Annotated in this window: 20 protein-coding genes; 7 read left to right on the plus strand and 13 right to left on the minus strand. The window is 75.0% G+C overall.

Features of this window, described 5'->3' with window-relative positions; all coding sequences use genetic code 11:
* Positions 1-286: 286 nt before the first annotated feature.
* A complete protein-coding gene (locus ACWCXC_RS11505) occupies positions 287-1,588 on the minus strand; it encodes a cytochrome P450 (RefSeq protein WP_450888273.1) in 1,302 nt (433 codons plus the stop codon).
* A 255-nt stretch (positions 1,589-1,843) separates the two neighbouring features.
* Between ACWCXC_RS11505 and ACWCXC_RS11510 the strand changes: the two genes are divergently transcribed.
* The 5 genes from ACWCXC_RS11510 (at position 1,844) to ACWCXC_RS11530 (ending at position 8,021) form a co-directional block, all read left to right on the plus strand.
* Positions 1,844-2,101, plus strand: coding sequence for a hypothetical protein (locus ACWCXC_RS11510; protein WP_450681115.1), 258 nt, complete (start codon positions 1,844-1,846; stop codon positions 2,099-2,101).
* Between the two features lie 106 nt (positions 2,102-2,207).
* The gene (locus tag ACWCXC_RS11515) at positions 2,208-3,404 is read left to right on the plus strand and encodes a radical SAM protein (RefSeq protein WP_383642168.1); all 1,197 of its coding nucleotides are present in this window, start codon (positions 2,208-2,210) and stop codon (positions 3,402-3,404) included.
* Between the two features lie 8 nt (positions 3,405-3,412).
* Complete coding sequence (locus ACWCXC_RS11520; protein ID WP_450681114.1) at positions 3,413-4,747, plus strand: MFS transporter; 1,335 nt, start codon at positions 3,413-3,415, stop codon at positions 4,745-4,747.
* Between the two features lie 53 nt (positions 4,748-4,800).
* Entirely contained in the window at positions 4,801-6,912 is a 2,112-nt protein-coding gene (locus tag ACWCXC_RS11525; RefSeq protein ID WP_450888276.1) for a prolyl oligopeptidase family serine peptidase, read from the plus strand.
* Positions 6,909-8,021, plus strand: a complete 1,113-nt coding sequence (locus tag ACWCXC_RS11530; protein WP_450888278.1) for a glycosyltransferase — start codon at positions 6,909-6,911, stop codon at positions 8,019-8,021. The genes ACWCXC_RS11525 and ACWCXC_RS11530 overlap by 4 nt, the downstream gene beginning before the upstream one ends.
* A gap of 10 nt (positions 8,022-8,031) precedes the next feature.
* Here ACWCXC_RS11530 and ACWCXC_RS11535 read toward each other — a convergent pair whose 3' ends face one another.
* The 6 genes from ACWCXC_RS11535 to ACWCXC_RS11560 are packed head-to-tail and all read right to left on the minus strand — an operon-like array spanning position 8,032 to position 14,604.
* Positions 8,032-8,643 (minus strand): GAF domain-containing protein, encoded by a 612-nt coding sequence (locus ACWCXC_RS11535; RefSeq protein ID WP_450681111.1) that lies wholly within the window; start codon positions 8,641-8,643, stop codon positions 8,032-8,034.
* Positions 8,640-9,500 (minus strand): S8 family peptidase, encoded by an 861-nt coding sequence (locus ACWCXC_RS11540; protein WP_450681110.1) that lies wholly within the window; start codon positions 9,498-9,500, stop codon positions 8,640-8,642. The genes ACWCXC_RS11535 and ACWCXC_RS11540 overlap by 4 nt, the downstream gene beginning before the upstream one ends.
* Positions 9,497-12,655 carry an AAA family ATPase gene (locus ACWCXC_RS11545; protein WP_450888280.1) on the minus strand — a complete coding sequence of 1,053 codons (3,159 nt, stop codon included), beginning with the start codon at positions 12,653-12,655 and terminating at the stop codon, positions 9,497-9,499. The genes ACWCXC_RS11540 and ACWCXC_RS11545 overlap by 4 nt, the downstream gene beginning before the upstream one ends.
* Positions 12,655-12,864 carry an aroma-sacti cluster domain-containing protein gene (locus ACWCXC_RS11550; protein WP_018550946.1) on the minus strand — a complete coding sequence of 70 codons (210 nt, stop codon included), beginning with the start codon at positions 12,862-12,864 and terminating at the stop codon, positions 12,655-12,657. Before ACWCXC_RS11550 ends, ACWCXC_RS11545 begins: the two co-directional genes overlap by 1 nt.
* On the minus strand, positions 12,857-13,564 hold the full coding sequence (locus ACWCXC_RS11555; RefSeq protein ID WP_450681108.1) for an iron-containing redox enzyme family protein: 708 nt from the start codon (positions 13,562-13,564) through the stop codon (positions 12,857-12,859). Before ACWCXC_RS11555 ends, ACWCXC_RS11550 begins: the two co-directional genes overlap by 8 nt.
* The gene (locus tag ACWCXC_RS11560) at positions 13,561-14,604 is read right to left on the minus strand and encodes a radical SAM/SPASM domain-containing protein (protein ID WP_450888283.1); all 1,044 of its coding nucleotides are present in this window, start codon (positions 14,602-14,604) and stop codon (positions 13,561-13,563) included. Before ACWCXC_RS11560 ends, ACWCXC_RS11555 begins: the two co-directional genes overlap by 4 nt.
* 395 nt (positions 14,605-14,999) lie before the next feature.
* Here ACWCXC_RS11560 and ACWCXC_RS11565 point away from each other — a divergent pair, with 395 nt between their 5' ends.
* A complete protein-coding gene (locus ACWCXC_RS11565; protein WP_450888285.1) occupies positions 15,000-16,868 on the plus strand; it encodes a BTAD domain-containing putative transcriptional regulator in 1,869 nt (622 codons plus the stop codon).
* A gap of 101 nt (positions 16,869-16,969) precedes the next feature.
* Here ACWCXC_RS11565 and ACWCXC_RS11570 read toward each other — a convergent pair whose 3' ends face one another.
* The 3 genes from ACWCXC_RS11570 to ACWCXC_RS11580 form a co-directional block, all read right to left on the minus strand.
* Positions 16,970-18,034 (minus strand): LuxR C-terminal-related transcriptional regulator, encoded by a 1,065-nt coding sequence (locus ACWCXC_RS11570; protein ID WP_450681105.1) that lies wholly within the window; start codon positions 18,032-18,034, stop codon positions 16,970-16,972.
* A gap of 226 nt (positions 18,035-18,260) precedes the next feature.
* Positions 18,261-18,491: a hypothetical protein gene (locus ACWCXC_RS11575; RefSeq protein WP_450888287.1), complete on the minus strand. Its 231-nt coding sequence runs from the start codon at positions 18,489-18,491 to the stop codon at positions 18,261-18,263.
* 163 nt (positions 18,492-18,654) lie between these two features.
* Positions 18,655-20,184 (minus strand): helix-turn-helix domain-containing protein, encoded by a 1,530-nt coding sequence (locus tag ACWCXC_RS11580; RefSeq protein ID WP_450681089.1) that lies wholly within the window; start codon positions 20,182-20,184, stop codon positions 18,655-18,657.
* A gap of 326 nt (positions 20,185-20,510) precedes the next feature.
* Between ACWCXC_RS11580 and ACWCXC_RS11585 the strand changes: the two genes are divergently transcribed.
* Positions 20,511-21,728 (plus strand): FAD-dependent monooxygenase, encoded by a 1,218-nt coding sequence (locus tag ACWCXC_RS11585; RefSeq protein WP_450888290.1) that lies wholly within the window; start codon positions 20,511-20,513, stop codon positions 21,726-21,728.
* Between the two features lie 99 nt (positions 21,729-21,827).
* On the opposite strand, the gene ACWCXC_RS11590 is transcribed toward ACWCXC_RS11585, so the two are convergent.
* Genes ACWCXC_RS11590 through ACWCXC_RS11600 form a run of 3 tightly spaced genes read right to left on the minus strand, consistent with a single transcriptional unit; the run spans position 21,828 to position 25,543 of the window.
* The gene (locus ACWCXC_RS11590) at positions 21,828-22,577 is read right to left on the minus strand and encodes an ABC transporter ATP-binding protein (protein ID WP_450888292.1); all 750 of its coding nucleotides are present in this window, start codon (positions 22,575-22,577) and stop codon (positions 21,828-21,830) included.
* A gap of 9 nt (positions 22,578-22,586) precedes the next feature.
* Entirely contained in the window at positions 22,587-23,540 is a 954-nt protein-coding gene (locus ACWCXC_RS11595; RefSeq protein ID WP_450888294.1) for an ABC transporter ATP-binding protein, read from the minus strand.
* Entirely contained in the window at positions 23,537-25,543 is a 2,007-nt protein-coding gene (locus ACWCXC_RS11600; RefSeq protein ID WP_450888296.1) for a branched-chain amino acid ABC transporter permease, read from the minus strand. Before ACWCXC_RS11600 ends, ACWCXC_RS11595 begins: the two co-directional genes overlap by 4 nt.
* Position 25,544 lies beyond the last annotated feature (1 nt).

The following is a 25,544-nucleotide window of genomic DNA, read 5'->3' on the forward strand; positions in this document are numbered from 1 at the left end:
TGCCCGCGAGAGCATCTCCAGCGCCTTCGCCGGGCCGGGGTCACCATAGCTCGCGTAGCCCAGAGCGAGAGCGCGCAGCGGAGGGGGTCCAGCCCTTTTCGCGCACTCCGAGGTCACTCCGTAAGAGGAAGTGGCCTTGCCCTGCTCGCCGAGGTCCCAGGCGACCCACCCGGCAAGAGCGGCAGTCTCCCCGGCCGCGATGACCAGGGCTCGCTCGTGGGCTCCGGCACGTGGAAGGCCGGCGTCGACGGATCGGCGTTCGCCGGGGCGGCCCGGGGCGCGGTGATCAACGCGTGCGACACGGTGGCCCTGCGCTGGGGCAGCTGACCGGGAGTGGGCGTCCCACGGGCCCGTCCGGCAGGACGGGCAGCGCGGTCAGGCGGCGGTGCAGGTAGCCGCCGCCCCAGGCCAGCTCGGACAGCGGAACCGCCGGGGCCGGCCGGCGCCAGCGGCCGAGCAGCTGGGTCAGGGCCACCGTCAGCTCCAGCCGGGCGAGCCCTGACCCGGGGCAGTAGTGCGGTCCCAGGCCGAAGCTCAGGTGGCGGCTCGCGGTGGAGCGGCCGGGGTCCAGCGTGCCGGGGTCGGCGTGGCAGCGGGGGTCGTGGTTGGCCGCCGCCACGGACAGCAGGACACCGCTGCCCGCCGGGATGACGGTGTCGCCGAACCGGATGTCCTCCAGCGCCACCCGCTTGGTGCCGAAGGAGCCCGGGGTGTCCCAGCGCAGCAGCTCGTCCACGGCGCGCGGGATGCGTCCCGGCTCCTCGCTCAGGCGCTGCCACACCTCCGGGTGGGCCAGCAGCGCCACCACGCTCATGCCCATCGCCTGCACCGTGCTGTCGAACCCGGCGAGCAGCAGCATCGCCAGCAGGGACGCCACTTCGTCCTCGCTCGCGCCGCCCTGTTCCCGCCAGGCGGCCAGGACGCGGGAGATCAGGTCGTCCCCCGGGGCGGCGGACCTGCGGGCCATCTCACCGCGTACGAAGGCGTCGATCCGGGTGACGCTCGCGTCCACCTCGGCGGCGGTGCGGCCGGTCTTGTCCGCGAGGAGCGCCACCGGCTCGTACAGGGCGGCCCGCTCCGCCTCGGGGACGTCGAAGACCTCGCACAGCGAGTGGAAGGCGAAGGGGCGGGCGAAGGCGTCCATCAGCTCGACCGGGCCCCGACCGCGCGCCGCGTCCGCCGCGTCGAGGAGTTCGGCGGCGGTCCGCTCGATCCGCTCGCGGTGGGCGGCCATGCGCGCCGGGGTCAGGGCGGGCGTCGCCAGGCGGCGGATGCGGGTGTGGTCCGGCGGGTCGTAGTTGACGAGGGTCAGGTCGAGTGCGCGGCGGCGCACCGCGGGGTCGGGTGTACGGCCGCCGCTCAGGGAGAGGCGCGGGTCCATGAAGCCGGCCCGCACGTCCTCGGCCCGGGTCACCAGCCACGCCGGGCGCCCGGCCGGTGTCCTGACCCGGATCACCGGGCAGGTCTCCCGGATCTCGGCCAGCACCTCGGCCGGCCGGTTCACGAACCCGGCCCCGAGCGGCTCCGGAAGTCGCGGCCGCCCTGCCGGCACGGGCGCGCCGGCCGTGACAGCGGGTTCGGTTTCCATACGGAGCCGTCCTCTCACGTCGCGGAGTGTGTGGCGCACACCGTAGGAACGGCGGGTTGCCCGCCGGTTCGGCCCCGGTGCGGTTCCGGTATGCCCGCTCCCCGTCCCGCCGGCGGCGCCGGGGCGCCCACCAGGAGGATTCACCGCCGCACAACCGGGGACGAACCGGTGCCGAACCCCGTGCTCCTAGCTTCCTGGCCGTCGGCGCAGTGCCGCCGTCCGTCGTCCCGATCGCCCGTCGTATGGAGGACCATCATGGCCGAGAACGTCGAGCCCAACGAGACCCCCGAGCAGGACACCCCCGAGGTGGAGGCCCACTCCGACGCCATCATCGGCTGGTGCGGTGTGCACCAGGAGGTGGCCGAGGAGCCCGAGGTCGTAGCCCACGTCGAGTCGCCCATCGGCTGGTGCGGTGTGCACCAGGAGGTGGCCGAGGAGCCCGAGGTGATCGCCCACTCCGAGGAGGGCGAGGACACCCCGTGGTGCGGCGTCCACCAGGAGCAGAACCTCTGATCCGGTCCTCAGGCCGGTCCTCCTCGGCCGCGGCGGCCTCGTCGCCGCGGCCGGGGGCCCGTCCCGGCCACCCCGCTCCCGCCCCCGCCCCGACCCGGAGGTCGCCGTGTCCGGTACGCAGTCCCTCGCCGTCCCCTCCGCCGGGGCCCGTCTGATCCGCGCCGACAGGGGGTGGTGGTTCCTCGGCGCCGGCGGGTACGCGCTGATGCGCCCCGCGCAGGTGGAGCCCGACGGCACCCTGCGGCCCTCGGCCGAACGCTATCTGCGCGACGCCGGTCTGTACGACCTGAAGCCCTACAGCTCGTATTCCCTGACCGTGCTGACCAGCACCGACTGCAACCTCGGCTGCGGCTACTGCTTCCAGAACACCTCGCAGGACCCCAAGGGGGGCAGCAGGCCGCCGCGCATCCGCCACGCCCGTCTGACGCCCGAGGCCGTCGGGCAGGTCCTGGACTTCACCCGGACGCGCATGGAGGCGGCGGGGCTCGACCGGCTGTCGCTGCTGCTGTTCGGCGGGGAGCCGCTGCTCAACCCGCGCGGCTGCCGCGACCTGCTCACCCGGGCAGGTGAACTGGGCCCGCTCACCGCGTCGATGACGTCCAACGGCACGCTGCTCACCCCGCTGATCGCGAAGGAGCTGAACGCGGCGGGACTCGGCTCCGTCCAGGTGACCTTCGACGGCGACCGCGCCGACCACGACTCGATCCGGGTCAAGCGCTCCGGGGGCGGCACCTTCGACGTCATCGTCTCCAACATCGCGCGCGCCATCGAGCGCACCTCCCTGCGCTGGATGCTGCGGGTCAACGTCTCGCACCTGAACCGGCACGGCGTCGACGAGCTGGTCGAACGCCTCGGTTCACGCCTCGACCCGGCCCGTTGCGGCATCCACTTCGCCCGTGTCGGCGACGTCGGCGTCGGCTACGCCAACAACCTGCTCCACGAGGACGGCCTGGTCGAGGACTTCGTCCGCTGGCACGCCCGCGCGCTGGAGCTCGGCTTCACGGTGTCCCGGCCGCGCGCCCATGTCCCCTGCCAGGCCTGCTCCTTCGCCGACGGACGGTACGGGGCGGTCATCAACGCCGATGGTGTGCTGGCCAGTTGCTGGGAGACCGCGGGGAAGCCCGGCATGGAGGTCGGCACCGTCTCCGACGGCTATCTGAGCGCGGAGCAGACGAAGGGCCGCTGGGTCAGCTGTCACGACCACTACCGCTACGACGAGGAGGCGGCGGTCCGCGCCGTCTTCCAGGACCGGGTGGACGCAGGGGTGCTGGACTGCCTGCACGGTGCCGGACGGCTGGGGTGAATGCCGGTATGAAGAGCGCGGGCATTCTGCGCACCAATGCCGACTTCCGCCGCTACTGGCTCAGTTCGACGCTCTCCACCCTCGGCTCCCAGCTGTCGCTGCTGGCCTTCCCGCTGCTCGTGCTGTCCATCGGCGGCAGCGCGGCCCAGGCGGGGACGGTCGCGACCTGCTCGATGGTGACGCGGACGCTGCTGAGGCTGCCCGCGGGCCATCTCGCCGACCGGCTCGACCGGCGGATGATCATGGTGGGCACCGACGTGGTGCGTCTGGTGGCGCTGGCCAGCATCCCGCTGGCGTCGGGGCTGGGAGGGCTCGGGCAGGCGCAGCTGCTCGGCGTGGCCGTGGTGGAGGGGGCGGCCACCGCGATGTTCTCGCCCGCGGCCACGATCGCGGTGCGCGACGTGGTGCCGGAGAAGGATCTCACCGACGCGCTGAGCCGCAGCCAGACGGCGATGGCGTCGAGTTCGCTGATCGGCCCGTTCCTGGGCGGCTGGCTGTTCACCCTGGACCCGATCCTGCCGTTCGCCGTCGATGCCGCCTCCTACGGGGTGTCGGCCGTGCTGCTGCTGCGGATCGGGATCAGGCCGACCGAACGGGTCGCGGACAGCGAGCGCGACAACCGGCTGACGGCCGGGCTGCGCTGGCTGACGCACCAGCGGGCGCTGCTGGCCGCCCTGATCTTCGCCGCGGGCATCAACATCGTCTCGGCGGCGGCGCAGGTGACGATGGTCGTCTCGCTGCGCCAGAGCGGCGCGGGCGGGACGGCGATCGGCGCGGTGATGGCCTGTGCCGGCATCGGGGGGCTGCTGGGCGCGGCTGCCGCGCCCTGGCTGATCAAGCGGAACCCGGCGGGGCGGCTCTTCCTGCTCATCGGCATGGTCTGGGCGCTGGGCCTGGCCATCTTCTCCCGGACGACACTTCCCTGGGCGATCGGCCCGGTCCTGATCGTGGTCGTCTTCTTCAGCCCGCCCGCGGGCATCGTGGTGGGCCGCGCGGTGCTGGTGCTCGCGCCCCGCGATCTGCTGGGCCGGGTCAGCACCGCGACCGGCCTGATGATGGCCGGGCTGGCCTCCGCCGGGCCGATCGTGGCGGGCTCGTTCGTGGACTCCGTCGGGGCGAGCCGCACCTGGCTGGTGCTGGCGGGCACCGCGGCGGTGGTCACCCTGCTCTCCTCGGTGCCGCTGCTGCGCGAGACCAGTCTGGACGCCACCGAGGACGACCGCGGCGGTGCGCCGAAGGACGCGGACGGGCCGCTGCCCGCGCCGGCCGGTGAGGACGACGCCGGGGCCGCCGGACTGGTCCCGGCGCCTCCCGGGTCGCGTCCCGGCAGCGGCGGCTCCTGACCGCGCCCGCCTCCCGCCGTGTCCGATGCGACCGTTCTCCCTGGAGGGCCGCGATGACCGTGTCACCGCCCCGCGACGCCGGACCGGTCTACCCGGCCGCTCCCCGCACCGGTCCGGTCGAGGTCCTCCACGGCCGGCCGGTGGCCGATCCGTACCGGTGGCTGGAGGACACGGACGACCCCGCCACCGCGGTCTGGAGCGCCGCACAGGACCGGCTCTACGCCGGGGAGCGGGCCCGCTGGCCCGGCCGGGAGGCGTTGCGCGGCCGGATGGCGGCGCTGCTCTCCGGGGGCGGCGCCTCGCCCCCGGTGGTGCGTGGCGGGCGGGAGTTCCATCTGCGCAGGGACCCCGGGCGCGAGTTCGCGGTGCTCGCCGTCCGCGAGGGCGGCCGGACCAGGGTGCTGCTCGACCCGCTGGACGCCGACCCGTCCGGTTCGACGGTGCTGGACGCCTGGGAGCCGTCGTGGGAGGGCGGTTCGGTGGCCGTGCAGCTGTCGTCGGGCGGTACGGAGCAGTCGGTGCTGCGGGTGCTCGACGCGGTGACCGGGGCGGTGCTGGACGGGCCCGTGGACCGGGTCCGCCGCTCCCCTGTGGCCTGGCTGCCGGGCGGCCGGGCCTTCTACTACGTACGCAGGCTGCCGCCGGGGCGGACGGGGGGACGTCACCGCCGGGTGTATCTGCACCGGGTCGGAACCCCGGCGGACCTGGATACCGAGATCTTCGGCGCCGGGCGGTCCGAGACCCAGTACTACACCGTGGCCACCTCGCCCGACGGCCTGCTCCTGGTCGTCGGGGCCAGCGAGGGCACCGCGCCCCGCACCGATCTGTGGACGGCCGACCTGAGCGCGGCCGGCCCGGACCGGCCGGTCCTGCGCCCCTTCCAGCAGGGGACCGACGCCCGCACCTCGGTCCGCGTCCGTTCCGGCGGCGGGCCGCTGCTGCTCAGGACGACGGCGGACGCGCCGCGCGGCAGGATCGCCGAGGCCCGCCCCGATGCCACGGGACCCGGCCGGTGGCGCACCCTGGTCGGCGAGGAACCGGGCACGGTGCTCGGGGACGTCGCGGTCCTGGACGGGCCGGCGCTTGAGCGGCCGCTGCTGGTGGTCGTACGGACCCGGCACGCGGTCGGTGAGATGACCCTGCACGATGCCCGAACCGGCGCACGGACGGGGTCCGTTCCGCTGCCGGGGCAGGGCACGGTCACCCGCCTGACGGCACGTCAGGACGGGGGCCACGAGGTGTGGTTCGCGTACACCGACCACATCACCCCCGCCTCCGTCCTGCACTACGACGCGGTGACCGGCCGACTCGGTCCGTGGGCGGGCGGTCCGCCTGCCGCGCCGCCGGCCGAGGGGGTGCGGGTCAGCCAGGAGGTCGTCCGTTCCGGTGACGGCACCGAGGTGCGCATGTTCGTGATGTCCCCCGCCGGCTTTCCCGATCGCCCCCGCCCCGCCGTCCTCACCGGATACGGCGGTTTCGGCGCCTCGATGACGCCCGGCTTCACCCCGCAGGCGGTGCCCTGGGTGCGGGCGGGCGGGGTGTACGCGGTGGCCTGTGTGCGCGGGGGCGGCGAGGAGGGCGAGGAGTGGCACCGGGCCGGGCGCCGCGAGCACAAGCACCGCACCTTCGAGGACTTCGACGCCGCCGCCGGCCACCTGCTCGCCGGGGGCTGGGCCGCGCCGGGCCGGCTCGGGGTGCTCGGCAGCTCCAACGGCGGCCTGCTGGCGGGCGCCGCACTGACGCGCAGGCCGGAGCTGTACGGGGCGGTGGTGTGCGCGGCGCCGCTGCTGGACATGGTGCGCTACGAGCTGTCGGGGATGGGGGCGAGCTGGCGCGAGGAGTACGGGAGCGCCCAGGACCCCGCCGACTTCGCGCGGTTGCTGGCGTACTCCCCGTACCACCGGGTGCGCGAGGGCGTGCGCTACCCGGCCGTGCTGCTGGCCGTGTTCGACGGCGACAGCCGCGTCGACCCGGCGCACGCGCGGAAGATGTGCGCCGCGCTCCAGTGGGCCGGTTCGGGGGACGGGCCGGTGGTGCTGCGCACCGAGCGCGGTGTGGGGCACGGCACGCGCGGCGTCTCGCGCAGCGCCGGCCTGTACGCGGACGTCATGGCCTTCCTCGCCCACCATCTTGGCCTCGACCTGACGAAGGACGCCTCCGGATGAACGTACTGCTGTGCCCGCTGAGCGATCCCGGCTACCTCTACCCGGTCCTCGCGGCCGGCCGCGAGCTGAGCCGCCGCGGCCACACCGTCCAGGTCCTCGGCGGACCGGACGCCGCGCCCGCCGTCACCGCCGCGGGACTCGGGCCTGCGGCCGTCGTCGGACGCGCCGCGCTGTCGGTGACCCACTGGATGGGCCGGGGCCCCGAGCAGTACGCCGTCGTGGCCGGGGCGGTCCGCGCGCTGCGCCCCGATGTGCTGGTCACCTCGGTGCTCAACCACGGCGCGCTGGTGGCCGCCGAGGCGGCCGGACTGCCGGTGGTGGTCCTGGGGCTCGCGGCGCACCTGTGGCCCTACCGCACCGGCCCGGACGACGGCTGCGGCCGCGCCTGGCGGCTGGCCCGGACGCTGGAGCACTACACGGCGCTCCGGGAGGGCGCCGGGCTCGCCCCGCGCCGCGACCGCTTCCCGGACACCCCGCTCCTGGGCACCGCCTTCCTGCTGCGCGGCCACCCCGTCATGGAGGTCCCCGGCGCCGAACTGCCCCCGGCCGTACGCCATGTCGGCCCCTGCTGGTGGGAGCCGGCGCCCCCGGTGCCGGAGCCGTTGCCGGCCGCCGGGCCTGTCGCGTACGTGCATCTGGGCCGCACCTTCGGCGGCAGCAGTCTCTGGCCGCGTCTGAACGCCGCGTTCGCCTCCGGAACGTACCGGGCCGTCGTCGAGCTGGGCCGGTCCGGTGCCCCCGAGGCCGCCCCGGACGCCCGGCTGGCCATCGGGCGCCGGGCGTGGATGGGGCCGCTCGTGGAGCGGGCGGACCTCGTCCTGACCAATGCCACGTCCGCCCCCGTGCTCGCGGCGCTCCTGTACGGCAAGCCGCTGCTCGTCGCCCCCAACGGGTCGGAGCAGCAGGTCCTCGCCGCCGCCTGTCTGCGCGCCGGGGTCGCCCGCAGGCTGCCGGAGGCCGGGGCGGACGCGGCCGCACTGCGCGGCGCCGTCGAGGACACGGGCCGCGATCCGGGGCTGTGCGCGCGGGTGCGGGAGGTCGGCGGTCTGCTGGCCGACGGCAAGAGCGAGGCGCGTGCCGCCGACGCCGTGGAGTCGGCGGCACGCTGACGCCCCCGGCTCAGCCCCCGTGCGGGGCCTGCGGCGGAAGGCCGTCGAGCAGGACGTCGCGCAGGGCGGTCACCAGTTCCAGGCTCCGCGTCCGGACCGCCGTGGGTGTCTCCTCCGCGCGCCGCTCGGTGACGACGGCGAGGGCCGCTGCCGCCTGTCGGGCGAAGAGGGCGAGCAGGTCGAGTTCGGTGAGGCTGGAGCGGGACTGCTCGACCGGATCGAGGACTTCGAGCACGCCGAGCACCCGGTCGTGGTGGGCGAGCGGCGCGGCCATCAGCGCGTCCGGGACGTAGCCGGTCGACCGGGCGACATCGCGGGCGAACATGCCCTGCCGCTTCAGGTCGTCCGCGACCATCGGCTCGCCGGAGACGAGCACCCAGCCCGCGAGCCCCCGGCCGGCCGGGAACCGGGAGCCCACGAGGGCCTCCTCGCCCTCCCCGGCCACCGCCTGGAAGACCAGTTCGTCGGCGTCCCGGTCGTGCAGCAGGACGGAGCTGGCCGCGGCGCCGAAGATGGCGCGCGCGGTCTCGACGACGGACTGCAGCAGATCGCGTTCGGCGCTGCCCGCCCGTGTCGCGGGGCCCGCGCCGGTGGCGGGGACGAGGCCGTGGGACTGGCTCATGATTCACCTCGGGTTCCTGGATCGCCGATGCGTACGTTCGCGGCGGAGAGGTACAGCGCGTGCTTGATCTGGAACGGGGTCAGCTTGGGGCGGCTGCCGAGCAGCCGCGCGCACAGCCCGCTGATGAACGGGGTGGCGAAGCTGTTGCCCGTGGTGCGGATGGTCTTGCCGCCCGTCCAGGCCACCTGCACGTTCTGGCCGGGCGCGAAGAACTCGACGGGCGGTGCGGGGTTGTAGAGGAAGAGCCCGGGGTCGTCCTCGCGGTGCGTGCCGACCGAGATCACCGAGGAGAACCGCCAGGGGAAGCTCTCCACGGGCGTGTTGTGGGCCGATGCCACCAGCGTGGTGCCGGTGAAGAACGCCTGGTCGGCCAGGGAGCGCAGGGTCTCCAGGAACTGCGGGCGGGTCGTGGACAGGCTCAGGTTGACCACGTCGAAGCCCTGGTCGACGGCCCAGCGCAACCCAGTGAGCAGGGCGTCGCCGGTGCCGGTGAAGCCCTGGCCGAGCACGCGCACGCTGTACAGGGAGCATTCCGGGGCCACCCGCCGCACGATCCCGGCGCACGCCGTGCCGTGCCCGCATCCGTCGCCGGCTCCGTCGGGCAGCGGGCCGCTGTCGATGACCCGCGGGGTCCCGTCCGCGCCGGCGCTCACCTCGTACGAGCCGTCGACCGGGCCGACCCCGGGGTGCCCGCACTCCACCCCGGTGTCGACGACGCAGACGCGAACGCCTGCCCCGTCCGACCACTGCGAGGGGTCGGCCGAGAGGGCCGGCACCGTGTCGGCGAGCATCGCGAGGTCGTCGGGCGTGCGGTCGCGCAGGCTCCAGGTGAGCCCTTCCGCCGTCTTGGTGGTCATAGGGTCCTGCCTTCCCGCCCGGCCGGGTCGGTGTCCCGGGCCGCGGCCGCGCTGTCGTCGGCGAACGCGGCCGCGCGGTCCGCGCCGAGCCGGTGTCCCTTGGCGGCGAAGTGCCGCAGCGCCGTACGCGCCTCCCGGGCCGCCTCGCCGGGCAGCGCCAGGGTGCGCAGGGTGTGCGCGAGGTCGAGGGCGGCCGTGCCGCGCACGACCGGTGAGTCGGTGTCACCCGCGGCGGCGGTCGCCCGCAGCGCGCAGGTGCGGGCGGCGGCCGGTTCCCCGGCGAGTGCGAGGGCGCGGGCCCGCAGCCCGAAGGCGTCGGCGGACTCCGCCGGGGGCAGCCCGGCCTCCAGCGGGTCGGGCAGGGCCAGTGCCTGGGCCGGCTCGCCGCGCTCCAGCAGCAGGCGGGCCCGTTCGCGGGCGATGCCGGGCAGCGCACCCGTGGCGCCGAGTTCCCGTCCGGCGCGGGCCGCCTCGTCGAGCAGGGCGAGTCTGCGCTCGGGGGTGCCCGTCAGCGCCTCGACCTCGGCGGCGAACAGCGGGACGAACAACGCGCTCTCCGCGTAGCCGAGGCCGTGGGCGAGCCCCGCCGCCTCGGCCAGCAAGGCCCGGGCCTGGCCGGGGCGGCCGTGGAGGGCCAGGAGCACGGCCAGCGGGCAGGCCAGGGTGGCGCGCACCGTCGGCCGCCCGGCGCCATGGGCGGCGAGGAGCTGTTCGCAGCGCTCGACGGCGCGGGCGACCGGGGTCGGGCCACGCCACAGGGAGATCCCGAACGCGCCGAGTGCGAGGGCCCGTTCGGGTTCGGCGTCGGCGCGGTCCGCGTGGTCGAGTGCGCGGCTGAGCAGCGCCTCGGCCTGGGCGTGCCGGCCGCGCCGCTGGCGGTCCTGGGCCATGCGCACGCAGGCGCGGGCGATGCCCTGGTCGTCGCCGGCCGCCGTGAACGGGCCGAGCGCGGCCTCGGCGACGTCGGCGGCCGAGCCGTGCCGGGGGTCGAGCGCGGTCAGCGCGAGCCGGGCGTGGGCGGCGCCCAGCGCGTCACCGGCCTGCTCGGCGGTGCCGAGCGCCTCGGCGAGGAGTTCCCGGCCGCGCACCGCGTCGCCGCGGGCCGCCTTCGTCTCGCCGAGGCGGCGGGCGGCCTCGGCGGCGACGGGCTCGCCGGGGGCGGCCAGGTCGAGGGCCTGGGTCAGGAGGTCGTCGGCCCAGGCCAGGTCGGAGCGGGCCAGGGCGGCCGCGCCGGCCCGGGTGAGCAGTCCCGCGGCGCGGGCCCGCAGTACGTCGGTGTCCTCGTCGTGCGCGCCGAGTTCGGTCAGGAGCCGGTGGGCGCGCGCCAGGTGGGTGCCGGCGGCGGCGTCTCCCGCCTCCCGCCCGGTCAGGACCCGGGCGGCGTGCTCGTGCCGCCGGGCGCGCACCTTCTTGGCCATCCCCCGGTACGCGGTCTCCTGGACGAGGGCGCTGCCGAACCGGAGCACGGCGCTCGCGGCCCGGCTGCGGTCGCCGGTCTCGATGAGCCGCCGCCGCAGCAGTCCGCGCAGCAGGCCGGTGGCGGAGTCGGCGGTTCGCGCTTCCTCGGCGGCGGCCAGCCCGGTCAGGTCGGCGCGGCGAAACTCGCGGCCCAGGACGGCGGCGAGTTGCAGCAGGGTCCGCTCCTCGGGCGGCAGCGCGTCGATGCGGGCGCCGAGCAGGGCGTGCACGGTGAGCGGCAGGTCGTCGCACTCGGCGGCCACGGCCGTCAGGTGTTCCAGGTAGAGCGGGTTGCCCTCGGCGCGGTCGAGCGCGCTCTCCAGCACGCCCTGGCGGTGGGCGGCGACCTCGACGAGTTCGCCGGCCAGGGCCGCGGCCTCCTGGCGCGTGAGCGGGGTGAGCATGAGGGAGGCGGAGCGCATCCGGCCGCTGCCCCACCCCGGGTGGGTCTCCAGGAGTTCGGGGCGTGCGGCGCACACCAGGGCGACGGCGGAGCGGTCGAGTTCGTCCAGCAGCCGGTCCGCGAGGTCGAGCAGCGGCGCGGACGCCCAGTGGCAGTCGTCCAGGACGAGCACCACGGGCCGTTCCCGCGAGAGGGCGTCCAGCAGGCAGGCCAGGGCCATGAGCGTGTCGTCGGTGGAGGGGCTGGGGGTGCCGTCCGCGAGCAGTCCGCCGCGCAGGAGGCGCAGCGCATGGTCCGCCTCGGTCCGCTCCGGGGCCGGCAGCCGGGCGAGCCCGGCGTCCTCCCCGACGGCCAGGAGCACTTGGCGCACCGCTTCGGCGAGCGGTGCGAGGGTCCCGGTCTCGCCGTACGGGCGGCATCTGCCTTCCCCGTACGCCGGGCAGTCCCGCAGCCATTCGCGCAGCAGCCGGGTCTTGCCGAGGCCCGCCTCGCCGTAGACGGTGACCAGGTGCGAGCGGGGGTCGGTGGCCAGTTTGCGGAGCAGCAGCCGGAGTTCGGCGAGTTCCTGTTCGCGGCCGATGAAGGGGGTGTCGAATCGCCGGACCCGTTCCGGGTCGTCCTCGTGGAGTGCGACCAGGCGGTGGGCGGGTACGGGGGCCACGACGCCCTTGAGGGCGAGCGCCCCGGCCGGTTCGGTGACCGCCGAGGGTCCGGCGGCGCGGAGGGTGGCGGGGCCGATGAGGATCTCGCCCGTGCCGGCGTGCTGTTCGAGGCGGGCGGCGATGTTGACGACTTCGCCGGAGACCAGGGCCTGCCGGGCCGTCGGGTCGGCGTTCACCACGACCTCGCCGGTGTTCACGCCGATGCGGACGGCGAGCCGTACTCCGTGCCTGCGGTCCAGGTCGGCGTTGAGGCCGTCGAGGCCGGTGACCATGGAGCGGGCGGCGGCCAGGGCCCGGTGGGCGTCGTCCTCGTGGCGGGCGGGGACGCCGAAGACCGCCATCACGGCGTCGCCGATGAACTTCTCCACCGTGCCACCGTGTTCCTCGATACGGGTCCGCATCAGCGCGAAGTACCGCAGGGTCACCGTGCGCAGCGTCTCCGGGTCGAGCCGTCCGGACAGGGCCGTGGAGCCGACGAGGTCGCAGAAGACGACGGTGACCACCCGGCGTTCCTCGGCCGCGCCGGAACCTGCCGCCGGGACGCAGGCGGTCCCGCACCGGGGGCAGAAGGCCGCGCCGTCCGGTGGCGGTTCGGGGCAGTCGGGGCACTTCGTCCGTGTGGCGGTGGTCATCAGAACAGCGCTCCGCCGGCGATCTCGCTGTGCGCCTGTACCTCTGGCTCGGCCGCGTCCAGCCGCTCCTTGAGGCCCAGCAGCAGGGTCAGTTCCTCCGCGCTGAGGTCCCGGAGTACGTCCCGCTGCTCGGGCGAGAGGCTGTGCAGCGGGAACCCGGCGTCCTCCAGTGCGCGCAGGCGGTCGCGGTCGTCCGCAGGGTCAGTCATGGGTGCTCCCCGATGTGTGTGGTCCCGTGGCGATGCGGTCGAACAGCTCGGCGAGTGCGGTGACGGTGTGCAGCGCGCTGACGGCGATCAGGGAGCGCTGTTGCGGGCTCAGCGGCAGCCGGCCGATGAGCCGGTCCAGGTCCGCGCTGTGCCCGTCGTCGAGGTCGGCGTGCAGGCGTACGGTCTCGAAGGCGGCGGGCGACAGCCCGGTCTCCCTCGCGAGCCTGGCGGCCAGGCCGGGGGCCGGTGCGTTGCCCTCCAGCACGGCGATGTAGCCGAGCAGGGCCACCGGATGGCTGTGCTCGATCCAGTAGTACTGGGCCCCGACGAGGGAGGCGACCCGGGCGGGCGGGACGGCGGCGGTCAGCTCGCCGGGCGGCGCCCCGCAGACGGCTGCGTCCGTGAGCAGCCAGTCGTCGTGGCCGCGTTCCTCTTCGGCGTGCGCCCGCAGGTACCGGGCGAGCGGCAGTGCCACCGGGTCGTGCGGCAGCGCCTCGCAGTGCCCGGCGGCCCGTTCCATGAGGGGGACGGAGGCGCGGATCACCTGGTGCATGGTGTGCAGGTAGTGGCGGTAGCGGGCGGGGAGCCCGGGGCCGGAGCGCCACATGCGGGCGGCGGCCGACCGCAACACCGGCTGGACGAGGGAGAGTTCCAGCCGCAGCAGCGCGGCGGCCGGCGAGGTGGCGCCGGTGCTTCTCACGCGGGTGCCTCCTCGCCGTCCCGGCCGCCGAGCAGCACGAGCGGCGCGTACCGACCGGTGCCGTACCGGCGCAGCAGCGTCTCGGCCCCCGCGTCGCGCTGGAGCCGGGCGCCGAGCACGTCCATCGCGCCGGCGGCGGGGCTGGACCCGGCTGCCCGCGCCGCCCCCAGCGCCCCGGGGCGCCGCGCCAGGGTCCGGCAGTCCGCGCAGGAGCCGGCGCCGGCGGTCCGCAGGGTGCGCAGCACGGGCGACTCCTGGCAGCGGCGCCGTATGTCCGTCCAGTCGTCGACGGCGATGTGGCCGAGCCGCAGGTGCGGCGGCGCGGGGCGGGCGTCCACCACGCGCTGGTTGCAGCAGGCGGTGACGGTCCCGTCGAAGGCCACGGTCGGCCAGGCCGCCATGGCGCACGGGGCGGGGCGCTGCCCGGCTCCGCCCAGCGGGCGCGCGGCCGCCCAGTGCGCGGCGCGTCCGGCCGGGCGTACGTGGTTGACGAGGACGGCCGCGCGGTCCCGGAACTCGGTCCGGATGGCGGCGGTGACGTCCGCGAGATAGGGGTCGTCGGGTGAAAGGCCCACGACATGGAAACTCGCGTCGATTCCTTTTTCCATGATGTGGTGCACCGCGCGGAATACCGCCGCGCGCGGCACCTCGCGTTCGTGGAATACGTCGATGCTGGCGGAGAAATGGTCGATGTGGCGCAGCGCGCGCATGATGCGGGCCGGTATCCGTCCGTCGGCCGCGAAGAACATGCCGCTCAGGACGGCCGTCCGGGTCCCGGCCCGCGCGGCGAGTCCGGCGAGGCCGTCCACGAGCCGGGGCCGCAGCAGGGGTTCACCGCCCGTGAGCATGAGGACCTGCGGGCGGTCGCCGGGGGTGAAGCCGCCGACGAACCGGCGCAGCGCGTCGGCGGGGGTGTCCTCGCCCCGGAGGCCGGACGAGGTGGAGCAGTGGGCGCAGCTCAGCGGGCAGCGTCTGGTGAGGGTGGCGAGCAGCCCGGCGGCGGGCACCGGACGCAGTTCGATGATCTCCGCCAGTCGCATCGCGTCACCTCCTCGGTCACCTGGGCATGCGGCGCCAGCGTGCGCGGCGCCGGTTCGGCAGTGGTTGGGGTCCGGTTCGGAGCCGGTACGGGAGCGGGGCCGTCCGCCCGCGCGGCCGGTCGGCCGTTTCACCCCGCTATGAGGCTTGTCCACCCTTCGTCCCGGCGGGTCTGTTGCTGCATGCACCTTGAGCCATCCTCAAGCCCATGGCCGCGCCCCCGGCTTGTGACCATGCTGTGAAGAACGGCGGGAATTCCCTCGTATTCCCGCCGAATTCACGGCTCCTCGCGGATTCGCTCACCCCCCCGACCGCTCCCCGGAGGCTTTCGTGCACGCCATTGTTCTCTGCTCCCCGAACTCCGACGACACCGGCTGGGGAAGGGGTTGAGGGAAATATGACGGATACCTTTGCGGAAACCCGCCCCGGGGAGGCGGAGTCCGGGGCGGCGGGAGAACGCGCCGGCGCGCGTCTGCGGATCGACCTGCTCGGCCCGCTGCGCGCCACCCGAGACGGGCTTGTGCTGCCGCTCGGCCCGCTGAAGCAGCGTCTGGTCCTGGCGGTCCTGCTGACCCGGCCGAACGCGCCGGTCTCCCTGGAGGAACTGACCGACGCCGTCTGGCCGGACGACCCGCCGCGCACGGCCCGCAAGAACCTCCAGGTGTACGTGTCGACGCTGCGGCGGGTCCTGGACCCCGGCGATCTGGGCCGGCTGCACCACGGTCCCGGCGGGTATGTCCTGCATCTGGGCGCCGACGAGTGCGACAGCCTGCGCTTCGAGGAACTGGCCCGCCGCGGTGACGCCGAGGTGCGTGCGGGCGCCCCGAGCCGCGCCGCCCGGTTCTACCGCCAGGCACTCGACCTGTGGCGGCATGAGCCCTTCAGCGATCTCGCGGGCCGCGCCGATGTGCTGCGCGCCGCCGTCGCACGCCGCCATGTGCGCCGGCTCGCGGTGTACGAGGCGTGGGCGGAGGCGCAGTTGGAGACGGGTGACGCGGCCGCGGTCGCCGACACCGTGGACGAGATGGTCGCCCGCCACCCGCTGCGGGAGCGGCTGCGCGCCGCCCAGATCACCGCGCTGCACCGGGTCGGCCGCCGCACGGAGGCGCTGGCCGCGTACGACGACTGCCGGCAGCAGCTCTCCCGCGAGCTGGGGCTGGAGCCCGGCACGGCGGTGCGGGGCGCCTACCGCGCCGTGCTCGCGGACGCCGCCCCGCCCCGGCCGAGCGGCGCTGCCACCGGGCCCCGGCTGCTGCCGCCCGGCCTCGCCGACTTCACCGGGCGGGCGCGTGAGGCGGAGGCGGTCGCCGCGCGGCTGGGCGGCGAGGGCGGTCCGCCGGTACTGCTCACCGGACCGGCCGGTGTCGGCAAGACGGCTCTGGCGGTGCACGTGGCGCACCGCCTGGCCGCCCACTACCCGGACGGCGTGGTCGCCACCCGGCTCTGCGCCGAGGACGGTTCCATACGCCCGTGGGCCTCGGTGCTGGCGGAGCTGGCCCGCGCCCTGGGCTGTACGGAACGCCTGCCGGCCGGCCGGGAGGAGGCCGCGACCGCCTGGCGGTCCTGGCTGTCCGGGCGGCGGATCCTGCTGGTCCTGGACGACGCTCCGGACGCTGCCGCCCTCGGCCCGCTGCTGCCGCCCTCGGGTACCACCGCCGCGCTGGTCACCTCCCGGAGCCGGCTGCCCGGCCTGGAGGCCGCGCACCGGACCGAACTCCCGCCGCTCACCCCCGACGAGGCCCTGGGCCTGCTCGGCGGGATCATCGGCCGGACCCGGGCGGCCGCCGAACCGGCCGCCGCCGCGCGTATCGTCGCCGCCACCGGGCTGCTTCCGTTCGCCCTGCGCGCGGCCGGCAACCGCCTCTGCGTGCTGCGCCACATGCCGCTCGGCCAGTACGCGGACCGGCTGGAGCACCCGGCGGAGGCCCTGGACGAGCTGGCGTCCGGCGGTGTCGGGGTCCGCACCAGGCTCGCGGGCACCTGGGCCCGGCTGCCCCTGCCCGCCCGCGACACCCTCGACGCCCTGGCGGCGCTGCCGGGCCCCGCCTTCTCCCTCCCCACCGCGGCCCGCGCCCTGGGCGTGGAGGGCCGGGCCGCGCAACGGGCCCTGGAGAACCTGATCGATGTCGGCGTCCTGCCCCCGCCGCTCTGCCCCGAGGTGACCGCGCACACCGAGGCGGCCGAGGAGTGCGTGCGGTACGAACTCCCCTGGCTGACCCTGCTGTTCGCCCGGGAGCAGGCGAGCGCGAGGGACACGCGGTGCTAGGGCCTGTCCGGCGGATCTTCGCGGGACAGGCCCTGGGCCGTGTCCGGAAGATCCAGGGGCGGGACCCCTCCGGCGCGGCGCCGGGGGCGCCGCCGGGGCGCTCAGGCGGTTCCCGGGGCCGTGGCGGCCGGGCCGGAGGACTGCACGCGGGCGAGATATCCGGCCTGGAAGCGGCTGGCCGCGCCCAGTTGCTCCATGATCTCGGCTATGTGCTTGCGGCAGGTGCGCAGCGACATCCCCAGCCGCCGGGCCACCATCTCGTCCTTCATGCCCTCGGCCAGCAGGCGCACGATGGCCTGCTTCACCTCGTCGCGCGCCGAACTCTCCGTCCACGCCGGCTGGTAGGGCTCCGCGAGCGACCAGGCGTGGTCGAAGGTCGTGCACAGGTACGCCACCGTGGACGGGTCGTGGATGACGATGGCCGCGTCCAGGTCGTCCTGGTGCGGGATGAACACCGTCTCCCCGTCGAAGGCGACCATCCTGCCGAACAGTTCGCTCAGCGTCCGGATCTCGGCCCCCTCGGCGGTCATCCGCCGCGCGTACTCCTGGGTGGGCAGGTGGTAGCGGGCCGTGTGCTGGTACAGCGTGCGCATCCGCACTCCTCTGCGCAGCATGTCCCGGTCCCGGACGAAGGCCTGCTCCAGGAGAGCCGGGGAGCGGCCCCCGCCGGGGTGGCAGGTGCGCACTTCGCGCCGACATCGCATGGTGGCCTCGGTGATCATACCGACGACGGTCTTCAGGTCCGTGACCTCCGTCAGCGCCGGCCGCCCCTGCCATCTTCGCCGGCCCTCCGTGTAGAGCGGGGTCAGGAGCGCCAGCTCGCCGCGGAGCTGGTCGATCTCGGCGAGCTGCCGGCGCAGCCCCGCCTCCTTCGGTGCGATGAGCGCGGCGATGGCCGCGTCCGGGGACACCGGCACCAGCCGGTCGGGGTCCTCGGGCACATGCCTCAGCAGCAGGAGGTCGGTCAGGGTCCGCACCGCCGATGCCGCGCAGTTCTCCGGCAGGCCCAGCATCGCGCCCACGGTGCGAACGTCGCACGAGCCCTGGTCGCTCACCCAGCGGAACACCCGGACGGCGTCCTCGGACAGCTGTGCCTCCGGCGCCGTCCCCGCCGTCTGCTCGCCCGGGCCCGTCGACCGGCCGTCGCCCTCACCGATGCCGCCCACCCGACCCCCTCGTCAGCTTCCGATGGCTCCGCCCGGCCCGTACAGATGTCTATTGTTCAGATGCGCGGTGGATATTCCCAGACCCCCTGGAGGGAAACACCGTGAAACGGACCAAAGGGACACTCGCCCTGCTCCTGGGCCGCGTGGCCCTCCTTCTCGGCGGCCGGGCCCGTCGCTGGCGGCCCCCGCCGGGCGGCGACGGCAGTACGGCCCGCGACATCCTCAATCAGCCCCCGCGCCCGCTGCGCGGCGACGACGGCCCTTCGGCGGTGCGCACCCCGCGCTGGTGAACGGCCGACGGGCCGCTGCCCGCTTCGGCTCGGCCCGCCAGGTCCGGCGCGCGCGGCATCTCGGGCGGAATGCCCCAGGCGTCGACCAGGTCGACGGCGATGCGCCGGACCTTGCGGCAGAGGTCGTTCACCTCGCGGCTGATCGCCTGGAGACCGCTCGGGTTCACCTGACGCGTCGTCGACCCATCAAGATCATCTTGCGCACGCGTTGCACAAGGTGCTGAAAGGCAGCAGAGATCAGCGAAAGGTTGTGAAGGCAAGTATTCGCAGGTCAGGCACCATGTCGCGGTGTCGTGCCCCTTGTCTCCAAGGGGCACGACACCCTGCCCGTCAGATGTCCCGGAAGATCTCGATCTGCGCCCCCACCGAGTTCAACCGCTCCGCCAGCTCCTCGTAGCCGCGGTTGATGACGTAGACGTTGCGCAGGACCGAGGTGCCCTCGGCCGCCATCATGGCGAGGAGGACGACGACGGCCGGGCGGAGGGCCGGGGGGCACATCATTTCGGCGGCGCGCCAGCGGGTGGGGCCTTCGACCAGGACGCGGTGGGGGTCGAGGAGTTGGAGGCGGCCGCCGAGGCGGTTGAGGTCGGTGAGGTAGATGGCGCGGTTGTCGTAGACCCAGTCGTGGATGAGGGTCTGGCCGTGGGCGGAGGCGGCGATGGCCGCGAAGAAGGGGACGTTGTCGATGTTGAGGCCGGGGAACGGCATCGGGTGGATCTTGTCGATCGGCGCCTCCAGTTTGGAGGGGCGGACCGTCAGGTCGACCAGGCGGGTGCGGCCGTTGTCCGCCGCGTACTCCGCGGAGCGGTCGCAGTCGACGCCCATCTCCTCCAGGACGGCCAGCTCGATCTCCAGGAACTCGATCGGGACCCGGCGGATCGTCAGTTCCGACTCGGTGACCACGGCGGCGGCCAGCAGGCTCATCGCCTCGACCGGGTCCTCGGACGGGGAGTAGTCGACGTCCACGTCGATCGTCGGGACGCCGTGCACGGTGAGGGTCGTGGTGCCGACGCCGTCCACCCGTACGCCCAGCGCCTCCAGGAAGAAGCAGAGGTCCTGGACCATGTAGTTGGAGGAGGCGTTGCGGATGACCGTGGTGCCGTCGTGGCGGGCGGCCGCCAGCAGGGCGTTCTCGGTCACGGTGTCGCCGCGCTCGGTCAGGACGATGGGGCGGCCGGGGGTGACGGAACGGTCGACCTGCGCGTGGTAGATGCCCTCCGTCGCGGCGATGTCCAGGCCGAAGCGGCGCAGCGCGATCATGTGCGGCTCGATCGTCCGCGTACCGAGGTCGCAGCCGCCGGCGTACGGCAGCTTGAAGCGGTCCATGCGGTGCAGCAGCGGGCCGAGGAACATGATGATCGACCGGGTCCGGCGCGCGGCGTCCGCGTCGATCGCGTCCATGTCCAGGCGGGCCGGCGGGACGATCTCCAGATCCGTGCCGTCGTTGATCCAACGGGTGCGCACACCGATGGAGTTGAGGACTTCGAGGAGCCGGTAGACCTCCTCGATGCGCGCCACCCGGCGCAGCACCGTACGGCCCTTGTTGAGCAGCGACGCGCAGAGCAGGGCGACACAGGCGTTCTTGCTCGTCTTCACGTCGATGGCCCCGGAGAGCCGGCGGCCGCCGACCACCCTCAGGTGCATCGGGCCCGCGTAGCCGAGTGACACGATCTCACTGTCGAGTGCTTCACCGATGCGCGCGATCATCTCAAGGCTGATGTTCTGATTGCCGCGCTCGATGCGGTTCACGGCGCTCTGGCTGGTGCCCAGCGCCTCGGCCAGCTGGCTCTGTGTCCAGCCCCGGTGCTGACGGGCGTCACGGATGAGCTTGCCGATACGTACGAGGTAGTCGTCTGACATGCCGGAAGGCTATCTCACATATGAGATGAACCCTGTGTCGGGGTGTGGTGTTCGGGTGACGGGTGGGTGAACGAGCCCACCGGGGGCGGGGGTGGTACGGGAGGCGCTCAGACGTTTCCGTCGTCATGGTCCCCCCGGTGCGCGGGTCCGGCACGCCGGGGGCGGCCGTCCGGGCGGTGCCCGGCGTGCGGGGTGGTCCGCCTCGTCGTGGGAGGTGATCGTCGGGCTCGCGCTCCCGATAGGGTTCTGTGTGATCAACGGGCGTGCGTACAGGCGGAGTTACGGCTGGGGCGGCGGCCGGACAGCGGAGGAGAGGAGCGCCAGTCATGCGTGGAGGCAGCGTCGCCGTGGTCGGCGGCAGCATCGCGGGATGTGCCGCGGCCTTGGCCGCGTCGCGCGGCGGGGCCGAGCGGATCACCGTCCTGGAACGCGCCGACGACCGGCTCCGGGACCGGGGCGTGGGCATCGCCCTCCACAGCGACCGGTTCGAGGAGCTGAGGGACGCCGGCTACGTGGCCCCGGAGATGCCCTGGGCCCCGCTGACCCGGCGGGTGTGGAGCGCGCGTGACGGCGGCGCGGAGCACGGACGCGTCATCGGGGAGCAGCCGTTCCCCTTCCGCGCCTACAGCTGGGGCTCCCTGTGGAGCGAACTGCGCCGACGCGTGCCGCAGGGTGTCTCCTACCGGTCCGGCGCGGTCGTCACCGGTGTCGAACCGGACGCCGACGGCGTCACGCTGCGCCTCGACGGCGGCGAGCGCGAGCGCTTCGACCTCGTGATCGGTGCGGACGGCTACCGCTCCGTCGTCCGCGAGGCCATGTTCCCCGGCGCGGACGCCGCGTACGCCGGGTACATCGGCTGGCGCGGTACGTCGTCGGACGTCGCCGGCCTTCCCTCGGACGGCCGCGACGCGCACAACATCGTCTTCCCCGGCGGTCACTGCATGATCTACCGCATTCCGGACGGTTCCGGAGGGCACCGCCTCAACTGGGTCCTCTACACGACCCCGCCGCAGACCGAAGGGCTCCACCCGGACCTGCGGACCCCGACGTCGCTGCCGCCGGGCCGGCTCAACGCGGCGCTCACCGAGTACCTGCGCGGTCTCGTCGCCGACCACTTCCCGCCCTACTGGGCTGCCCGCGTGCTCCGCACCCCCGCCGAGACCACCTTCATCCAGCCCATCTACGACCTGGAGGTCCCGCACTACGCCTCCGACCGTGCGGTCCTCGTCGGTGACGCCGCCAGCGTCGCCCGGCCGCACATCGGCGGCGGCAGCGTCAAGGCCCTCCAGGACGCCCTGGCCCTGGAGAACGCCTGGACGGCCGGGGGCGGTTGGCAGGAGATCCTGGACACCTACGACGCCGGCCGGGGCGCGATCGGGTCGGCCATGGTCGCCCTGGCCCGCAGGATGGGCGCCGCGCAGGTCGAGCACACCCCCGACTGGTCGGCCATGGGCCAGCCGGAGTTCGACGCGTGGTGGCAGGACCAGAACAACGGCTCCGACCGGCGCAGCGGATTCGGCGGGCACAGCATCAAGGCCGGGTGAGCGAGGGGCCGGGGGAGGGGGTGGGCCGGTAGGGGAGGGCCGGGGGTGGGTGCGGGGCCGTGCCTCAAGGCATCCCCGGCGGCCCGTACCGCTCCGCCCCTACCGCTCCGGCCCACCCGGCGGCCCCGCGGCCGGTGCGAGTTCCAGCGCGGCGTTCAGCTCGGTGGGGTCCGCCCGGACCCGTGCGCCGTCCAGGCTCAGGGTCGTCCGCCCCGAGGTGAGGACCGTCAGCGTCCCGGCGCATGCGGCGGCCAGGACCGGGCTGGGGGACACCAGGAGGACGGCGATGCCCTCGTCCGCCAGTGTGGCGATCAGGTCGTGCACCTGCCGGACGAGCGCCGGGGCCAGCCCCTCGGTCGGCTCGTCGAGCAGCAGCACGCGCGGCGAACCCAGCAGCGCCCTGGCCAGCGCCAGCATCTGCTGCTCACCGCCCGACAGCGCCGAACCCCGGTGGCTCCGGCGCTCGCCCAGCCGGGGCAGCAGTTCCAGCACCCGCGCCGGTGTCCACACGCTGGGGCGGGTGGTGTCGCCGCGCCGGGGCGGGCGGTACGACAGCCGCAGGTGCTCGGCGACCGTGAGCCCGGCGAAGACGCGGCGCCCCTGCGGCACGAGCCCGATGCCGGCCCGTGCGATCCGGTGCGGCGGCCACCCCGTCACATCCTGCCCGTCGAGGCGGACGGTGCCGGCCCCGGGGCGTATCAGCCCGGCGACGGTGTGGACGAGGGTCGACTTGCCGGCGCCGTTGTGGCCGACGACGGCGTGCACCGCGCCGGCGGGCACCGACAGGTCGAGCCCGTGCAGGACGGTGCCACCGTGGTAGCCCGCCGTGAGGCCGGTCAGTTCGAGCATCGGGGCCGGTCATCCTCTCGCTTCGGGGTCTGCTGCCGTGCCGGTACGGGGTTCGCCCGCGTCCGTGTCCGTGGCCGCCCGGGTGCCGGGCAGTCCCGTGTCGGTGTCCGCAGCCGTCCCTGTACGGGACCCGCTCGCCCCGGAGTCCGCCGTCCGCGAGCCGGACGCGCCCCCGCCGCCTCCCGCCGGTGCCCCGCCCCCGTGGTACGCCGCGCGTACCTCCGGATGGGTGAGCACCTCCTGGGTCGGACCGGTGAGCAGGACGCGTCCCGCCGTCAGCACGGTCACCGTCGACGCGAGGTGGGCGACGACGTCGACGTGGTGCTCGACCAGGACGACGGCGACGCTCTCCGGCAGCGCGCCGAGCAGGTCGAGCAGGCGTCCGATGTCGCGGTCGGTCAGCCCGGCCGCGGGCTCGTCCAGGAGGAGGAGGCGCGGGTCGCCGGCCAGAGCGGCGGCGAGGTCCAGCATGCGGCGCCCGCCGTGGGAGAGCGTGGCGGCCGGCCGGTGGGCTAGGCCGGCCAGGCCGACCGTGTCGAGATGGCGGAGCGCGGACTCGATGTGCGACCGGCGGAGGGACGGGCGGCGCCAGGCGCCGCGGCGCTTCGGGTGGTGCGGCCGGCCGGCCAGCACGACATTGTCCAGCACCGTCAACTCGCCAATCACCGAAGGCTGTTGGAAGCTGCGCGCGATGCCGAGCCGGCTTCGCCGCGCCGTGCTCCGACGGGTGACATCGGTGCCGTTCAGGGTGATCCTGCCCCGGTCGGGCCGGTCGGTGCCCGCGATGAGGTCGAGCAGGGTCGTCTTGCCCGCTCCGTTGGGGCCGATGACGGCGTGCCGGGCGCCCGGGGGCAGCCGCAGGCTGACGCCGTCCACGGCGGTGAGGCTGCCGTACCTCCGGGTGAGGCCGCTCAGTTCCAGCAGCGGCGGTACGGGGTCCGAGGGTGTCGGGGCGGGTGTCATGGGGTCGTGGTGGCCTTCCCGGCCGGGGCCGATACGGGTGCGGACGGGGGCGGTTCCCCGGGCGGCGGACCGTCCGGGGCGCGCCCGGCCGCGCCGCCGAGCAGCCCGGCCAGGCCGCGCGGCAGCACGTACACCGCCGCGACGAACAGCGCGCCGAGCAGCAGCGGACCGTGTCCCGGCCAGGAGCCGGCCACCCAGTCCCGGGTCATGACGATGAGTCCGGCGCCCAGCACCGCGCCGACGACGGACGTGGTCCCGCCGATGACGACGGCCAGCAGCGCGAACGCGGCGATCTCGAAGCCGACGTCGGCGGGGGAGAGGTACTGCTGCACGGAGACCATCAGCGAACCGCCGACGCCCGCGAGCGCACCGGCACCGATGTACGCGACCAGCAGATAGCGCCCCACCGGGTGCCCGGAGGCGCGCATTCTCGCCTCGGCGCCCCGGACGCCGGTCAGCAGCTTCCCGGCCGGGGAGCGCAGCACGAGGAGGGTGGCGGCCACGGCGACGACGGTGACGACGAGCGCGTAGCGGTAGAGCTCGCTCTCCCCGGTCATCCCCTCCCCGCTCCACGGCGCCCGGGTGGCGGGGAAGCCGACGAGTCCGTCGGCGCCGCCGGTGAGGGACTTGACCTGGTTGATCACCACACTGGTCAGCTCGCCGACGGCCAGGGTGATCATCAGGACCGTGGTCCCGCGCGCCCGGATCACGGCGGGGCCCGTCACCGCGGCGAAGACCGCCGCCGCGAGCGCCGACAGGACGAGCTGGACGGGGCCGGCGGTCCACCCCGCGTCCGCGAGATTGGCGGTGGCGTACGCGCCGACGGCGAACGGCGCGGTCTGGCCGAGGGTGGGCAGACCGGCGTAGCCGGTGAGGACGGTGACGCTCACCGCGAGCAGTCCGAGCGCGAGGGCCGACCCGGCCAGCGAGATGCTGTACGCGTCGAGCATCCCCGGCAGGGCGATCAGCACGGCGAGGAATACGAGCGGAGGAACGGCCCGACGCCACGTGGGGCCGCCCGGGAGCCGGCCGATGCCGGGGAGCGGGCGCATGTCGGGGAGCCGGCCGCGCAGCCGCCCCGCGATCCGGCGGCGGAGCCGTTCGAGCGGATCGGGGGAGGAGTCCTGCGGGCCCTGCGCGGCCTCCGGCTCCGCGAGGCGGGGGCGGACGACGAGCACCGCCGCCATCGCCGCGAAGAGCAGATACGGTGCCAGGTCCGGTGCCACCGAGACGCCCAGCGTCTGCACCTCGCCCACCGCGACGGCCGCCGCGAACGTCGCCCACAGCGAGCGCAGCCCGCCGAGGACGACGACCACCAGGGACAGCATCAGCACGTTCTCGGAGGTGCCGGGGCCGGGGCCGATGATCGGTGCCCCGAGCACCCCCGCCGCCCCGGCGAGCGCCCCCGCCGCCGCGAGCACACCGGTGTGCACCGCCCGGGGGCTGTGCCCGGTGGCGGCCAGCATCTGCGGATCGTCGGCGGACGCCCGGACCGCCGTGCCCATCCGGGTCCGGGTCAGCACCCAGGTGCCGAGCGCCGCGAGCAGCACGGCCATCACGATGAAGCCGAGCCGGTACGCGGGATACCGGTGACCCAGCAGCGTCACCGAGGTGTCGAGCGCCTCGGGGACGCGTACCGGGAGTTCGTCCGCGCCGAACAACTGGACCAGCAGATCGCCGCCGATCAGGGCGAGTCCGAACGTCAGCAGGGCCTGGGCGAGATGGCCGCGCCGCGCGAGCGGGGCCGTCGCGGCGGACAGCCCCACTCCGGCCGCGCACGCCGCGGCCGTCCCGGCGACCAGCCCCAGGGCCAGCCCGCCCCAGGTGCCGTCGCTCAGCTCGGCGCCCGTGTAGGCGCCGATCGCGTACAGCGTGCCGTGCGACAGGTTCAGCACGCCCGCGGTGCCGAAGGCGAGGCTCAGACCGGCGGCGACCACGAACAGCAGCAGCCCGTAGGCCACGCCGTCCACCGCCGGTACGAGGTGGGCGTCCAGGAGTCCCATG

Source organism: Streptomyces sp. NPDC001515, from assembly GCF_053597115.1.

Coding starts and splice junctions, on each gene's coding strand:
- ACWCXC_RS11505 (WP_450888273.1), bottom strand. CDS start 1,588: ATGGAAACCGAACCCGCTGTCACGGCCGGCGCGCCCGTGCCGGCAGGG.
- ACWCXC_RS11510 (WP_450681115.1), top strand. CDS start 1,844: ATGGCCGAGAACGTCGAGCCCAACGAGACCCCCGAGCAGGACACCCCC.
- ACWCXC_RS11520 (WP_450681114.1), top strand. CDS start 3,413: ATGAAGAGCGCGGGCATTCTGCGCACCAATGCCGACTTCCGCCGCTAC.
- ACWCXC_RS11525 (WP_450888276.1), top strand. CDS start 4,801: ATGACCGTGTCACCGCCCCGCGACGCCGGACCGGTCTACCCGGCCGCT.
- ACWCXC_RS11530 (WP_450888278.1), top strand. CDS start 6,909: ATGAACGTACTGCTGTGCCCGCTGAGCGATCCCGGCTACCTCTACCCG.
- ACWCXC_RS11535 (WP_450681111.1), bottom strand. CDS start 8,643: ATGAGCCAGTCCCACGGCCTCGTCCCCGCCACCGGCGCGGGCCCCGCG.
- ACWCXC_RS11540 (WP_450681110.1), bottom strand. CDS start 9,500: ATGACCACCAAGACGGCGGAAGGGCTCACCTGGAGCCTGCGCGACCGC.
- ACWCXC_RS11545 (WP_450888280.1), bottom strand. CDS start 12,655: ATGACCACCGCCACACGGACGAAGTGCCCCGACTGCCCCGAACCGCCA.
- ACWCXC_RS11550 (WP_018550946.1), bottom strand. CDS start 12,864: ATGACTGACCCTGCGGACGACCGCGACCGCCTGCGCGCACTGGAGGAC.
- ACWCXC_RS11560 (WP_450888283.1), bottom strand. CDS start 14,604: ATGCGACTGGCGGAGATCATCGAACTGCGTCCGGTGCCCGCCGCCGGG.
- ACWCXC_RS11565 (WP_450888285.1), top strand. CDS start 15,000: ATGACGGATACCTTTGCGGAAACCCGCCCCGGGGAGGCGGAGTCCGGG.
- ACWCXC_RS11580 (WP_450681089.1), bottom strand. CDS start 20,184: ATGTCAGACGACTACCTCGTACGTATCGGCAAGCTCATCCGTGACGCC.
- ACWCXC_RS11585 (WP_450888290.1), top strand. CDS start 20,511: ATGCGTGGAGGCAGCGTCGCCGTGGTCGGCGGCAGCATCGCGGGATGT.
- ACWCXC_RS11590 (WP_450888292.1), bottom strand. CDS start 22,577: ATGCTCGAACTGACCGGCCTCACGGCGGGCTACCACGGTGGCACCGTC.
- ACWCXC_RS11595 (WP_450888294.1), bottom strand. CDS start 23,540: ATGACACCCGCCCCGACACCCTCGGACCCCGTACCGCCGCTGCTGGAA.
- ACWCXC_RS11600 (WP_450888296.1), bottom strand. CDS start 25,543: ATGGGACTCCTGGACGCCCACCTCGTACCGGCGGTGGACGGCGTGGCC.